The 12,297-nt window shown below is 64.0% G+C and carries 12 protein-coding genes; 1 reads left to right on the top strand and 11 read right to left on the bottom strand.

Features of this window, described 5'->3' with window-relative positions:
- Positions 1 to 449 precede the first annotated feature (449 nt).
- Positions 450 to 2,513, top strand: a complete 2,064-nt coding sequence (locus AC07UK_RS23715) for a gamma-glutamyltransferase family protein (RefSeq protein ID WP_494686335.1) — start codon at positions 450 to 452, stop codon at positions 2,511 to 2,513.
- A 78-nt stretch (positions 2,514 to 2,591) separates the two neighbouring features.
- On the opposite strand, the gene cyoD is transcribed toward AC07UK_RS23715, so the two are convergent.
- The 11 genes from cyoD to AC07UK_RS23770 all read right to left on the bottom strand — a co-directional run bounded on the left by cyoD (position 2,592) and on the right by AC07UK_RS23770 (position 12,284).
- Positions 2,592 to 2,960 (bottom strand): cytochrome o ubiquinol oxidase subunit IV, encoded by a 369-nt coding sequence (gene cyoD, locus AC07UK_RS23720; RefSeq protein ID WP_114134029.1) that lies wholly within the window; start codon positions 2,958 to 2,960, stop codon positions 2,592 to 2,594.
- Positions 2,960 to 3,604: a cytochrome o ubiquinol oxidase subunit III gene (gene cyoC, locus AC07UK_RS23725; protein ID WP_013956034.1), complete on the bottom strand. Its 645-nt coding sequence runs from the start codon at positions 3,602 to 3,604 to the stop codon at positions 2,960 to 2,962. The genes cyoD and cyoC overlap by 1 nt, the downstream gene beginning before the upstream one ends.
- Positions 3,605 to 3,609: 5 nt before the next feature.
- Complete coding sequence (gene cyoB, locus AC07UK_RS23730) at positions 3,610 to 5,583, bottom strand: cytochrome o ubiquinol oxidase subunit I (RefSeq protein ID WP_494686344.1); 1,974 nt, start codon at positions 5,581 to 5,583, stop codon at positions 3,610 to 3,612.
- 8 nt (positions 5,584 to 5,591) lie between these two features.
- Positions 5,592 to 6,560 (bottom strand): ubiquinol oxidase subunit II, encoded by a 969-nt coding sequence (gene cyoA / locus AC07UK_RS23735; protein WP_436221150.1) that lies wholly within the window; start codon positions 6,558 to 6,560, stop codon positions 5,592 to 5,594.
- 615 nt (positions 6,561 to 7,175) lie between these two features.
- Entirely contained in the window at positions 7,176 to 7,652 is a 477-nt protein-coding gene (locus tag AC07UK_RS23740; RefSeq protein WP_013956031.1) for a MaoC family dehydratase, read from the bottom strand.
- Positions 7,653 to 7,686: 34 nt separating this feature from the next.
- Positions 7,687 to 8,130 (bottom strand): MaoC family dehydratase, encoded by a 444-nt coding sequence (locus AC07UK_RS23745; protein ID WP_436221149.1) that lies wholly within the window; start codon positions 8,128 to 8,130, stop codon positions 7,687 to 7,689.
- Positions 8,131 to 8,292: 162 nt separating this feature from the next.
- The gene (locus tag AC07UK_RS23750; RefSeq protein ID WP_494686336.1) at positions 8,293 to 9,411 is read right to left on the bottom strand and encodes an acyl-CoA dehydrogenase family protein; all 1,119 of its coding nucleotides are present in this window, start codon (positions 9,409 to 9,411) and stop codon (positions 8,293 to 8,295) included.
- Between the two features lie 13 nt (positions 9,412 to 9,424).
- On the bottom strand, positions 9,425 to 10,627 hold the full coding sequence (locus tag AC07UK_RS23755; RefSeq protein WP_494686337.1) for an acyl-CoA dehydrogenase family protein: 1,203 nt from the start codon (positions 10,625 to 10,627) through the stop codon (positions 9,425 to 9,427).
- A gap of 93 nt (positions 10,628 to 10,720) precedes the next feature.
- A complete protein-coding gene (locus AC07UK_RS23760; protein WP_436221146.1) occupies positions 10,721 to 11,167 on the bottom strand; it encodes a DUF1178 family protein in 447 nt (148 codons plus the stop codon).
- A 128-nt stretch (positions 11,168 to 11,295) separates the two neighbouring features.
- Positions 11,296 to 11,931, bottom strand: coding sequence for an NUDIX domain-containing protein (locus AC07UK_RS23765; protein ID WP_436221145.1), 636 nt, complete (start codon positions 11,929 to 11,931; stop codon positions 11,296 to 11,298).
- A gap of 44 nt (positions 11,932 to 11,975) precedes the next feature.
- Positions 11,976 to 12,284, bottom strand: a complete 309-nt coding sequence (locus AC07UK_RS23770) for a DUF2818 family protein (protein ID WP_436221144.1) — start codon at positions 12,282 to 12,284, stop codon at positions 11,976 to 11,978.
- Positions 12,285 to 12,297 lie beyond the last annotated feature (13 nt).

Below are 12,297 nucleotides of genomic sequence, written 5' to 3' on the forward strand. Positions count from 1 at the left end.
TTTATGGTGTTGGTCAGGGACTACGCTCCCCGGGTGATGCTTCTGCAACTAGCGTGCCATGGGGTACCGCCGGCTTTCACCCCGTCGCAGGTGGCCTGTATGGCTGATCCGGACACAGGCCGCGTATGCGCACCATGGCCGTGCACGACTGGGTAGCACTGAGACAGTGCGCCCAGGCAAACGCGCGCAGAGGCGGTGCATGGCGCCCGGCATTGGCACGCATGGGGTACCGCCATGCGCCAGAATCGATCTTGTTTGTTAAGCATGCGCTTAACTCGAATCCGGATAGCTGTAAATCGGTATATCCAGCGATTAAGGCAACAGGGCGCGCGGCTTAAGTTGCTTATCAGCCGCTGCCGATCCCGTGACGGGCGCGGCCGTCGCGAGCGGCAAGGGGGAGCGCCGGATCGACACCAAGACTTCGGGCCAACATAAGAAGAGGAATAATCATGCCGCGCACTGTCAGTCCTGCCTCGTCACAAGCTTCGTCATTTGCCGTTCCACCACAACCAACGCTATCCAATCCGTTCTCGCCGCTGCGCCTGGGCACCCTGGCGCTGGCCGCGCTGGCGCTGACGCTGGGCGCCTGCGGCGGCGACGATACGCCGGTCGCCACCAACCCGCCTCCGGTCACGCCCGCCAGCGGCTGCGAACTGGACGGCACCACCGGCGGCGAAGCCGTGGTGCTGCCGGGCGATCCCAACGCGCCGGAGCAGGCCACCGGCTATGCGCCCAAGTCCACGGCCTACAGCAAGACCTATATGGCGGTGACCAACAACCCGGTGTCCACCAAGGCAGCGTGCGACGTGCTGAAGGCCGGCGGCACCGCGGTCGATGCCGCAGTCGCAGCGCAGATGGTGCTGAACCTGGTGGAACCGCAATCATCCGGCATCGGCGGCGGCACCTTCATCATGTATTACGACGCCGCGACAAAACAGGTCACGGCCTATGACGGCCGCGAGATGGCCCCCGCGGGCGCCGACGAGAACTACCTGCGCTGGAAGTCCGCGGCGGACCAGACGACGCCCGCCCCCAACGCCGTACGCAGCGGCCGCTCCATCGGTACGCCCGGCACGCTGCGCGTGCTGGAACTGGCTCACGGCGAGCATGGCAAGACCGCGTGGAAGGACCTGTTCACCCCTGCCATCAAGCTGGCCACCGACGGCTTCGCGATCCCTCCACGCATGGCCTCCGCGATCTCGGGCACCACGACCATTGCCAACATCAAGCGCGACCCCGAGATGGCCGCCTACTTCCTGAATGCCGACGGCACGCCGCGCGCGGTCAACACCATCATCAGGAATCCCGCGCTGGCCAATGTGTTCACCGCCGTTGCCGCCGGCGGCGCGGACGCCTTCTACAAGAACGGTCCGATCGCGCAGGCCATCGTCGACAAGATCCAGACCACCTACGACGGCAACACCACGGCTGGCGTTACCACGCTGAGCGACCTGGCCAACTACCAGGCCAAGAAGCGCAAGCCGGTATGCACAACCTATCGCCAGTACGAGGTGTGCGGCATGCCGCCGCCATCGTCCGGCGGCATCGCGGTGGCGCAGATCCTGGGCATCGTCGAGAACTACGAGATGTCGCGCTATGCGCCCACCCTGGTCGACAAGAACGGCGGCCGGCCCAGCGTGCTGGGCGCGCACCTGCTGGGCGAAGCCGGCCACCTGGCCTATGCCGACCGCAACAAGTACGTGGCCGACACCGACTTCATCGGCCTGCCGGGCGGCAGCTGGGAAAGCATGGTGAACAAGCCCTACCTGCGCCAGCGCGCCGACCTGATCAGCACGGTCGGCTCGATGACCACGCCGGTGGCGGCGGGCAACCTTGGCGACGTGCCGCTGACGCCTTCCATGGTGGAAGAGCACGGCACCACCCACCTGTCGCTGCATGACAAGTACGGCAACGTGGTGTCGATGACCACCACCATCGAGGCTGGCCTGGGCTCGTACCACATGACCAACGGCTTCCTGCTCAACAACCAGCTGACCGACTTCAATGCCGATCCCGCCCCCGGCGGCGTGCTGGTGGCCAACCGCCTGCAGCCGGGCAAGCGCCCGCGCAGCTCGATGGCGCCGACGCTGGTGTTCAAGCGCAATGCCGACGGCTCGCGCGGGGACTTCTACATGACCACCGGTTCGCCGGGCGGCGCCACCATCATCCAGTACGTGGCCAAGACCCTGGTGGCGTCGCTGGACTGGGGCATGGACGCGCAGCAGGCGGTATCGATGATCGACTTCGGCGGCTCCAACGGCGCCGGCTCGGCCATGATCGTCGGCGGCGAACATCCCAATGTCGACACCAGCACGCCGGCCGGCGGCCTGCCGGGCGACAACGACCCGCTGGTCAAGGGCCTGCGCAACCTGGGCCACACCGTGAACACCGCGGCGCAGTCCAGCGGACTGAGCGCGATCATCCGCACCACCGTCGGCGGCTCGACCGCGCTGGTGGGCGGCGCCGATCCGCGCCGTGAAGGCGTGGTGCTGGGGGATACGTTCAAGCCCTGATCCGGAAATCAATCGGTCACGCCAATGAAAAAAGGGGCCCCGCGAGGGGCCCCTTTTGCGATGCCAGGACGCCAGTCCTTACATCACCATCATGTTGGCGTTCAGGTTGTGCATGATCCACAGCGAACCCGCCACCACGATCACCAGGATCAGCGCGGTGAACAGCAGCGCGATCACGTTGCTGCGCTGCCCGGACGACGTGTCCAGGTGCAGGAAGTACTTCAGGTGGACCAGCATCTGGACCACGGCCATGCCGAGGATGATCCAGAGGATGGTGCCCTTGTCCATGCTGCCGTCCATCACGAGCTTGAACGGGATCACGGTCAGGATCACCGCCAGGATGAAGCCGATCGCGTACGACTTGAAGCTGGCGTGGGTGTCGTGGCCCGCGTGCGAATCGTGCGAGTCGTGGGCGCCGTGCGCCGCCGGTGCGTTGTGTTGTGCCATCACAGATGTCCCATCAGGTAGACCACGGTAAACACGCCGATCCAGACCACGTCCAGGAAGTGCCAGAACAGCGACAGGCAGGTCAGGCGCTTGGTCAGGGTCGGGGTGATGCCCTTCTTCGACAGTTGCCACATCAGCACGATCATCCACAGCATGCCGCTGGCAACGTGCAGGCCGTGGGTGCCGACCAGGGTGAAGAACGACGACAGGAACGCGCTGCGGCCCGGGCCGGCACCTTCGGCGATCAGGTGATGAAACTCGTTGATTTCCATCGCCATGAAGGCCAGGCCCAGCAGGAACGTGACGCCGAGCCATACCTGCACGCGGCTCAGGCTGCGGTTCTGCAGCGAGATCATTGCCATGCCGTACGTGATCGAGGAGAACAGCAGGATGAAGGTCTCCACCAGCACGTAATTGAGCTCGAACAGCTCCTTCGCCGACGGGCCGCCTGCCAGTTCGCCGCGCAGCACGGCGAAGGCCGCGAACAGTCCGGCGAAGATGATGCAGTCGCTCATCAGATAGATCCAGAAGCCATACACCGTATTGGCACTGGTATCGTGGTGCGCATGGTCATGGCCGTGCGCGTCGGCGTGAGCCGAGGCGCCTGCCTGCGCGGGGATGCGGTCTAGGACTTGAGTCGACATGGTTCTCAGGCTTGCGAAGCAATGCGCTGCAGTTGGCGCGTTTCGATCTGCTCGACCTCGGTGGCCGGCACGTAGTAGTCGATGTGGTCGTCGTTGCTGCGGTGGATGAACGCCCAGATCATGCCCACCAGGCCAACCGCGGCCATCCACCAGATATGCCAGGTCAGGGCAAAGCCGAACACCAGGCTGAAGGCGCCGATGATGAAGCCCGCGCCCGTGTTCTTGGGCATGTGGATCTTCTCGTAGCCTTCGGTCGGCAGGGTCTCGCCACGGGCCTTCATGTCGGCAAACGCGTCCAGGTCACGCACCACCGGGGTGTGCGCGAAGTTGTAGAACGGCGGCGGCGACGAAGTGGCCCACTCCAGGGTGCGGCCGCCCCACGGGTCGCCGGTCACGTCGGCCAGCTTCTTGCGGTCGCGGATCGACACCACGATCTGCAGCACCTGGAAGAAGATGCCCAGCGCCACGAACACCACGCCGACCACGGCCAGGTACAGCCACGGCGTCCAGGCCGGGTTGTCGGTGTGGTTCAGGCGGCGGGTCATGCCCATCAGGCCCAGCACGTACAGCGGCATGAAGGCGAAGTAGAAGCCCACCAGCCAGCACCAGAAGGCGTACTTGCCCAGGCGCTCGTTCAGCTTGAAGCCGAACGCCTTCGGCCACCAGTAGGTGATGCCGGCCAGGTAGCCGAACAGCACGCCGCCGATGATCACGTTGTGGAAGTGGGCGATCAGGAACAGGCTGTTGTGCAGCACGAAGTCAGCAGCCGGCACGGCCATCAGCACGCCGGTCATGCCGCCGATCACGAAGGTGATCATGAAGCCCAGCGTCCACAGCACCGGCGTGGTCATCTGGACCCGGCCGCGGTACATGGTGAACAGCCAGTTGAAGATCTTCACCCCGGTCGGGATGGAGATGATCATGGTGGTGATGCCGAAGAACGCGTTGACGTTGGCGCCCGAACCCATCGTGAAGAAGTGGTGCAGCCACACGATGAACGACAGCACCATGATGGCGGCGGTCGCGTACACCATGCCCTTGTAGCCGAACAGCTTCTTGCCCGAGAACGTGGCGATCACTTCAGAGAAGATGCCGAACGCCGGCAGGATCAGGATGTACACCTCGGGGTGGCCCCAGATCCAGATCAGGTTCACGTACATCATGGCGTTGCCGCCACCATCGTTCGTGAAGAAGTGCATGCCGAAGTAGCGGTCCAGGCCCAGCAGCGCCAGGGTCACGGTCAGCACCGGGAAGGCGGCCACGATCAGCACGTTGGTGCACAGCGCGGTCCAGGTGAACACCGGCATGCGCATCAGGGTCATGCCCGGGGCGCGCATGCGCAGGATCGTCACCAGGAAGTTCACGCCGGTCAGCAGCGTGCCCAGGCCTGAGATCTGCAAGCTCCACAGGTAGTAGTCCACGCCCACGCCCGGGCTGAAGTCCAGGCCCGACAGCGGCGGGTAGGCCAGCCAGCCGGTCTTGGCGAATTCACCGACGCCCAGCGAGATATTGACCAGCATGGCGCCCGCCACGAACAGCCAGAACGAGAGCGTGTTCAGGAACGGGAAGGCCACGTCGCGCGCGCCGATCTGCAGCGGCACGACCAGGTTCATCAGGCCGGTCATGAGCGGCATGGCCACGAAGAAGATCATGATCACGCCGTGGGCGGTGAAGATCTGGTCGTAGTGCTCAGGCGGCAGCACGCCGGTCGCGCCATTGGTGGCGAGCGCCAGCTGGGCGCGCATCATGATCGCGTCGGAAAAGCCGCGCAGCAGCATGATCAGGGCGACCAGGCAGTACATCACGCCGATCTTCTTGTGGTCGACCGAGGTGAACCACTCGTTCCAGAGGTAGCCCCACTTCTTGAAATAGGTGATCGCGCCTAGCAGCGCGGCACCGCCCAGGGCGACGCCGGCCAGAACGACCATGATGATCGGCTCATGAAACGGAATCGCCGACAAACTCAACTTGCCAAACATCATTGCTCCTAGGATTGCGCGCCCAGCGCCAGCTTGGCCGGCGTGGTCATCGACAGCTGCTCTTCACCGAGGGTGTTGCGCGACGTGCAGATCGGGCCGCCCTTGAACCCGTCGGCGGCGACAGCCGTGCCGCTGTGGTCCATGTACTTGTGCAGGATGTTGCGGAAGAGCTGGTCTTCCACCTTGCCGTAGTACGTGACCGGCTCCTTCTCGCTGGGTTGTGCCAGCGTCTTGTAGCCTTCAACGCCCAGTTCGGTGGACGAGGCGCGAACCTTGGCGACCCACTGGTCGAACTCGTAGTTCGACATGGCCATCGCCTTGAACTTCATGCCCGAAAAGCCGCCGCCGCTGTAGTTGGCGGACACGCCGTCGTAAGAGCCGGCTTCGTTGGCGATCAGGTGGAGCTTGGTCTCCATCCCTGCCATGGCGTACACCTGGCTGCCCAGTTGCGGGATGAAGAACGAATTCATGATCGAATCCGAGGTGATCTTGAAGTTCACCGGGGTGTCGACCGGGAAGGCGATCTGGTTGACCGTGGCGATCTTCAGTTCCGGATAGATGAACAGCCACTTCCAGTTCAGCGCCACCACCTCGACGGTGACCGGCTTCTTGCTGGATTCAAGCGGCTTGTACGGGTCCAGATCGTGCGAGGACTTCCAGGTGATGATGCCCAGCGCAATGATGATCAGGCAGGGGATCAGCCATACCACCACTTCGATCGCGGTGGAGTGCGACCAGTCCGGCTCATAGCGCGCCGTGGTATTGGACGCGCGGTACTTCCAGGCGAACACCAGCGTGAGCACGATCACCGGCAGCACCACCAGCAGCATGAGCCACGTAGCGATCAGGATGATGTTCTTGATGTCGACGCCGACCTGCCCTTTCGGGTCGAGTAGCGTCATGTTGCAGCCGGCGAGCAGGAGCAGGCCAAGGCAAGGCAGGAACCGCGTCCAACGCGGCAGTATGGGTTTCTTCATGTCACGACTGGTTTGGTTACACCGCGCTTCGGGCAAAAGCGTGGCTAAACCGCCTGATGCTCGCGCAAGAGGCGTGGGGCTGAGGGAAAACCGGAAGGACGTGTCCTTAGCTGGCGTTGCGGTCGGGCGGCGGATCGATCGCCGAGGGACCATGCGGCCTTGCAACGCCATGAACACGGAAGGACAACTGACTGCGTGCGCTGCAGGCCCTGTAGGACCTTGCCGGCGCTGCGGCACCTGGCCGAAACCGCGAACGGTCCCGGCTCAGTACAGCGGCCGGGTAGCGTTGGAATACGAGGTTTTTGCACTTCCCGACGGACTTGCCTTTATGGCAAGCGCGGTTTTCGGCCGGGGAGCGCAACACGTAAAACATCGTGGGCGCGACTGTACCGCAACGCAACATTAGGGGTAAACCCAACGGCACAAAACACAGTGTCCGTTTTATCGGACAATCGACCTCGAGAATGGCTTTCCGTGCATTGACCGGCGTCAAGCGCACAAATTCGGCTTTGAATATGCAGAAAGCCGCGCATGCGCGGCTTTTCGGGGTGCGACAACACTATGTGGCATATTGTCGCACTGCATCAGAACCCTTGGCGAGTATCAAGCCGCAGTTCATCCATATCGGCGCGAAATCGACTCCGCCACGCACACCGGACGGTCGCTGCCCTCGCGCTCGATCGTCACTTCCCAGGTGGACTGAGCGCCCACCAGTTCAGGAGACTTCGGCAGCGGATCGAGCCGATCGACCTTGAGCAGCTTGATTCGTGCCCGCAGTTTGCTGCCTACCGGCACAGGTGCCGTGAAGCGCACGCGGTTCAGGCCGTAGTTGACGCCGATCTTCGATGGCATATGCAGCGCGTTGTGCATGAACTTGGGCAGCAGCGACAGCGTCAGGAAGCCGTGGGCGATCGGGCCGCCATAGGGCGACTCCTTCTTTGCGCGCTCCACGTCGATGTGGATCCACTGGTGGTCGCCGGTGGCATCGGCAAACTGGTTGACCTGCTGCTGCGTCACCTCGATCCAGTCGCTGACCGCGACTTCCTGGCCCTGCAGGCCTTCCAGTTCTTCAAGCGATGCGATGGTGCGCATGTCGGTTGTCTCCTCGATGGTGGGTTGAGTGTTCTCAGGCGGGCCGGCGGCCGTACATGCCCATGCCCTTGACGGTGCAGACCAGTTCACCGCGCTGGTTGGTGGCTTCCCACTGGGTGTGGACCACGCCGCGGTCCGGCTTGGACTGCGACGGCCGGGTATCGAGCACATTCAGCACGACGCTGAGCGTGTCGCCGGCATAGACGGGCTTGAGCCAGCGAATCTCATCCACACCAGGCGAGCCCATGCTGGCTGACTTGCCGGTGCTGCTCAGCACCAGCAGCCGCATCATGATCGAGCACGTCATCCAGCCGCTCGAGATCAGGCCGCCATAGATGCTCCTGGCAGCGGCCTCCTTGTCGATATGGAACGGCTGCGGATCGTACTGGCGTGCAAAAGCCAGGATCTCTTCCTCGGTGACGAGGTACGAACCCAGTTCGCGGCGGCTGCCGACTTCAAAGTCCTCGAAATACAGCATCGGTTGTCTCTCTGTAGTGATTGGCGCCAGGGCACTTTGTCCAGGCAATGATCGCATGGCCGCCGGGGGCTGGCGTCCGTATTTGCCGAACCCGCCCCTAACGGTCTCCAAAGAAAAAAACCGCGCCTGGACTACAGCGCGGTTTTGACTGGACGGGCAGGATCAGGCAGCTTCCTGGAACCCGGGCTGGGCAGCAAACCTGCCAAGGTGGTGATCCACGTCACCGAAGGTGGTGTTGATCAGCGTCAGCCGCTTGAACATGTGCGCGGCCGGCAGTTCGTTGGTCACGCCCATGCCGCCATGGATCTGCACTGCCTCCTGGCCGACCGTGCGCGCTGCCTGCCCCACGCGTGCCTTGGCGGCGGAGACATAGCGGCGGCGCTCTTCCGGCGACGCTTCCTCGAAGCGGGCAGCGGCGAGCAGCGTGATCGAGCGCGACTGCTCGGCATGGATGAACATCTCCACCATGCGGTGCTGCAGCGCCTGGAAGCGCGCGATCGGCTGGCCGAACTGCTGGCGCGTCTTGGCGTATTCCAGCGTGGCGGCGTTGAGCGTATCCATCACGCCCACAGCCTCGGCGCACAGCAGCACGGCGGCGTAGTCGGCCACTTGCTCGATCACCGGGAAGGCCTTCCCGGCTTCGCCCAGCAGTTGCGCGGGGGCATCCTGGAAGGTGATGTCGGCCGCGCGCAGGTTGTCGATGGTACGGTAGTCCTTGATGCTGACGCCGGCGCCCTTCGCATCCACCAGGAACAGCGAGATGCCGTCCCGGTCGGCTTCAGCACCGCTGCTGCGGGCCGACACGATCAGCTTGTCGGCCTGGCCGCCATGCACCACCACGACCTTGCGGCCGCTGAGCTTGCCGTCGCGGGCGGTGACGCGCACGTTGTTCAGCTCATAGCGCGCCTGCGGCTCGTTGAAGGCCACGGCCAGCTTCAGCTCGCCGCCGGCGACCTGTTCCAGCAGTGCGTCCTGGCCACCGGCCAGGCCCAGGGCGTAGGCGCCGACCACCGTGGCCAGGTACGGCTCCACGATCAGGCCGCGGCCCAGTTCCTGTTGCACCACCATCATGTCCAGGGCCTTGCCCGCGAACCCGCCCTGCGCTTCCGGCACCGGCAGCGCGGTCAGGCCGAGCTCGACCAGCGAGCCCCAGGCGGCGTCGCCGTAGCCGGCGGCGCTTTCGTAGTTCTTCTTGCGGGACTCGAAGCCGTAGTCCTTGTCGATGAAACGGCGGACGGCGTCGGCCAGCTGCTTCTGTTCGTCGCTGAGATTGAAGTTCATGTTGCGTGTCTCCTCACAGCCCCAGAATCATCTGGCTGATGATGTTCTTCTGAATTTCGTTGGACCCGCCATAGATGGAGGTCTTGCGATAGTTGAAGTAGTACGCGGCCAGCGGCGCGGCGTCGTCGTAGCCGGTCACGGCGTGCTCGGTCTCGCACTCCAGGTAGGCGGTGTCGAACGGCTGGGCGTACGGGCCGACGGCCTCGACCATCAGCTCGGTCAGCATCTGCTGGATCTCGGTGCCCTTGATCTTGAGCATCGAGGCCTCGGGGCCGGGGCCCTTGCCTGCCGCTTCGCTCGAAACCACGCGTAGCACGGTGATTTCGAGCGCCATCAGTTCGATTTCCAGCGCGGCCACCTTGGCGCCGAACACCGGGTCTTCCAGCAGCGGCTTGCCGTTCTTCTGCTGCTGGCGCGCCACGCGCTTGAGGAAGCCCAGCTCGCGCTTGGAGTTGCCCACGCGGGCGATGCCGGTGCGCTCGTGGCCCAGCAGGTACTTGGCGTAGGTCCAGCCCTTATTCTCATCGCCGACGCGGTTCTCGACCGGCACCTTGACGTTGTCGAAGAAGACTTCGTTCACTTCATGCTCTTCGTCGAGCATGATGATCGGGCGCACGGTGATGCCCGGGGTCTTCATGTCGATCAGCAGGAACGAAATGCCCTCTTGCTTCTTGGCTTCGGGATCGGTGCGCACCAGGCAGAAGATCATGTCGGCGTGCTGGCCGAGCGTGGTCCAGGTCTTCTGGCCGTTGACGATGTAGTGCTTGCCGTCCGAAGTCAGCTCGGCACGGGTCTTCACCGACGCCAGGTCCGAACCCGAGCCCGGCTCCGAATAGCCCTGGCACCACCAGTCGGTGCAGTCCAGGATGCGCGGCAGGTAGTATGACTTTTGCGCCTCGCTGCCGTACTTCATGATCACGGGCGCGACCATCGCCACGCCGAACGGCAGCACGCCGGGCGCGCCGACGCGGGCATTCTCTTCATCCCAGATATGGCGCTGGGTGGCGTTCCAGCCGGTGCCGCCGTACTGGACGGGCCAGTGCGGTGCCGACCAGCCCTTGCCGGCCAGGATCTTGTGCCAGCGCACCAGGTCGTCGCGGTTCGGACGGCGGTGGTTGAGAATCTTGCTGCGGATGTCCGCCGGCAAGTTGGCTTCGAGCCAGCTACGCACTTCCTCGCGGAAGGCGTTGTCGGACGCCGAGTAATTGAGATCCATGCCCGTCTCCAGTGGTGCCGGCTTGGCGTGGGGCCGCCGGCGGTTGTTCTGCCTGCACGTCAAGCGCCGACAGCAACGGGCACAAGACGCAATTCAGTGAGCCGTCTGCTTCAGCGCATCCGGCACCACGAGCGGGAAAGTCTCGATGCCCTCTTCGGCCAGCGCCTGCACCTCCTCCGCCGAGGCCGAACCGCGAATGCCGCGTTCCGGCGCCTCGTCATAGTGCATGCGCCTTGCCTCTTCGGCAAAGCGATCGCCAACGTCCTCGGTCTGTGCCAGCACCTGCTTCACCGCCTTCATATAGAGCGCTTGCAGTGTCGCCGGTGCGGCAGCCGGCTGCGCCGGCCTGGCGCCGCCTTCGCGCGCGGTCGCGCCCGACAGGTTCAGGCGCGGCGCGCTGGGCAGCCGCGTCACGGCGTGGTCGCCACAGACCGGGCATTGGACGAGGTCACGCGAGATTTGCGACTGCGCATCTTCTTCCGAGGCAAACCAGCCCTCGAAACCATGGTCATGCGCGCAGCGCAGGTCGAGCACCTTCATGATCTTTCCAGCCCGTCAAAAGCTATATTATCCGCGAATCGAAATTTTGTGAACGGTCGTGCTAAATTTTTTAGAACGACCGTTCGTGAACAACCGCATGGCGCAGAATCCACGCGGCTCACCACTCACTATACGGCGTAATGCGGCAGGGGCTGTTCGCCCGGTTGCCAGGCACCCGAGATCACTTTTTCCAGCCAGAACGCGCCGATAATGGTTTTTACGTCGGTGATGCGGCCGCTGCGGACCCAGTCGATCACCTGCCCCACCGGCGCGATGAAGGTTTCGATGAACTCGCCGTCGTCGAGCTGCGCCTCGCCATGCGTCAGGTCGCGCGCCAGGAAGACGTCGATGAACTCGGTGGAATAAGAGATAACCGGGTGGATGCGCGTCAGGTAGTCCCAGCGCGCCGCGCTGTAGCCAGTCTCCTCCAGCAGCTCGCGTTCGCCGCAGCGCTGCGCGCCCTCTTCCGGATCGAGCTTGCCGGCAGGGAATTCCAGCATCACTTCGCCGATCGGATAGCGGAACTGGCGCTCCATCAGCACGGTGCCGTCATTGAACAGCGGGATCATCATCACCGCGCCCGGATGGACCACGTACTCGCGCCCGGTCTGCTTGCCGTCCGGCAGCCTGACGATGTCTTGCTTGAGGGTAAGGAACTTGCCGCGATGGACCGTGGCCGAGGCGACGCACACTTCCTTCAGTGCGTCGTCGTTCCCGGTAGGTTCATCGGTAGACGGGGTGCCGCGTTGGATCTTGTCGGTCATGGACGCTCCGGATCAGGCAGGGCCCGGCGCCGACAAGACCGGCTTCAGGCCGTGCGGTGTTTGACGAGGTATTGCCAGGTGAAGCCCGGGAAGGCAAACACCAGCATCATGCAGGCGGTGATGGCGTAGAACTGCCAGCCCTGCGGGAAGGCATTGCCAAGGCTTGCCTCTACCGCAAAGCCGGCGGCGCCCGCTACCGCGAACCATATGATCAGTTCCAGCAGGCGCAGCCACAGCGGCTTGCGCGCCTGCCGCAGCGGGATCACCGCGAACAGGCGCTGGTTCACAAACGGCAGGTTCGCACTGATCAGTGCCAGCAGGATGACAAACCAGCCGCTTGCGGATGCGCTCATGGCGTGTGGCGGA

The sequence above is a fragment of the Cupriavidus sp. GW821-FHT07C08 genome, from assembly GCF_059419025.1.

What these genes read in the sequence shown, in the direction of transcription:
- AC07UK_RS23740 (WP_013956031.1), bottom strand. Translation starts at nt 7,652, where the DNA reads ATGCGCACCATCGCATCGCTTGAAGAACTGGAAGGCCTGCAGGGCCAG.
- AC07UK_RS23755 (WP_494686337.1), bottom strand. Translation starts at nt 10,627, where the DNA reads ATGGATCTCAATTACTCGGCGTCCGACAACGCCTTCCGCGAGGAAGTG.
- AC07UK_RS23745 (WP_436221149.1), bottom strand. Translation starts at nt 8,130, where the DNA reads ATGCTGTATTTCGAGGACTTTGAAGTCGGCAGCCGCCGCGAACTGGGT.
- AC07UK_RS23750 (WP_494686336.1), bottom strand. Translation starts at nt 9,411, where the DNA reads ATGAACTTCAATCTCAGCGACGAACAGAAGCAGCTGGCCGACGCCGTC.
- AC07UK_RS23715 (WP_494686335.1), top strand. Translation starts at nt 450, where the DNA reads ATGCCGCGCACTGTCAGTCCTGCCTCGTCACAAGCTTCGTCATTTGCC.
- cyoB (WP_494686344.1), bottom strand. Translation starts at nt 5,583, where the DNA reads ATGTTTGGCAAGTTGAGTTTGTCGGCGATTCCGTTTCATGAGCCGATC.
- AC07UK_RS23770 (WP_436221144.1), bottom strand. Translation starts at nt 12,284, where the DNA reads ATGAGCGCATCCGCAAGCGGCTGGTTTGTCATCCTGCTGGCACTGATC.
- cyoA (WP_436221150.1), bottom strand. Translation starts at nt 6,560, where the DNA reads ATGAAGAAACCCATACTGCCGCGTTGGACGCGGTTCCTGCCTTGCCTT.
- AC07UK_RS23765 (WP_436221145.1), bottom strand. Translation starts at nt 11,931, where the DNA reads ATGACCGACAAGATCCAACGCGGCACCCCGTCTACCGATGAACCTACC.
- cyoD (WP_114134029.1), bottom strand. Translation starts at nt 2,960, where the DNA reads ATGGCACAACACAACGCACCGGCGGCGCACGGCGCCCACGACTCGCAC.
- cyoC (WP_013956034.1), bottom strand. Translation starts at nt 3,604, where the DNA reads ATGTCGACTCAAGTCCTAGACCGCATCCCCGCGCAGGCAGGCGCCTCG.
- AC07UK_RS23760 (WP_436221146.1), bottom strand. Translation starts at nt 11,167, where the DNA reads ATGAAGGTGCTCGACCTGCGCTGCGCGCATGACCATGGTTTCGAGGGC.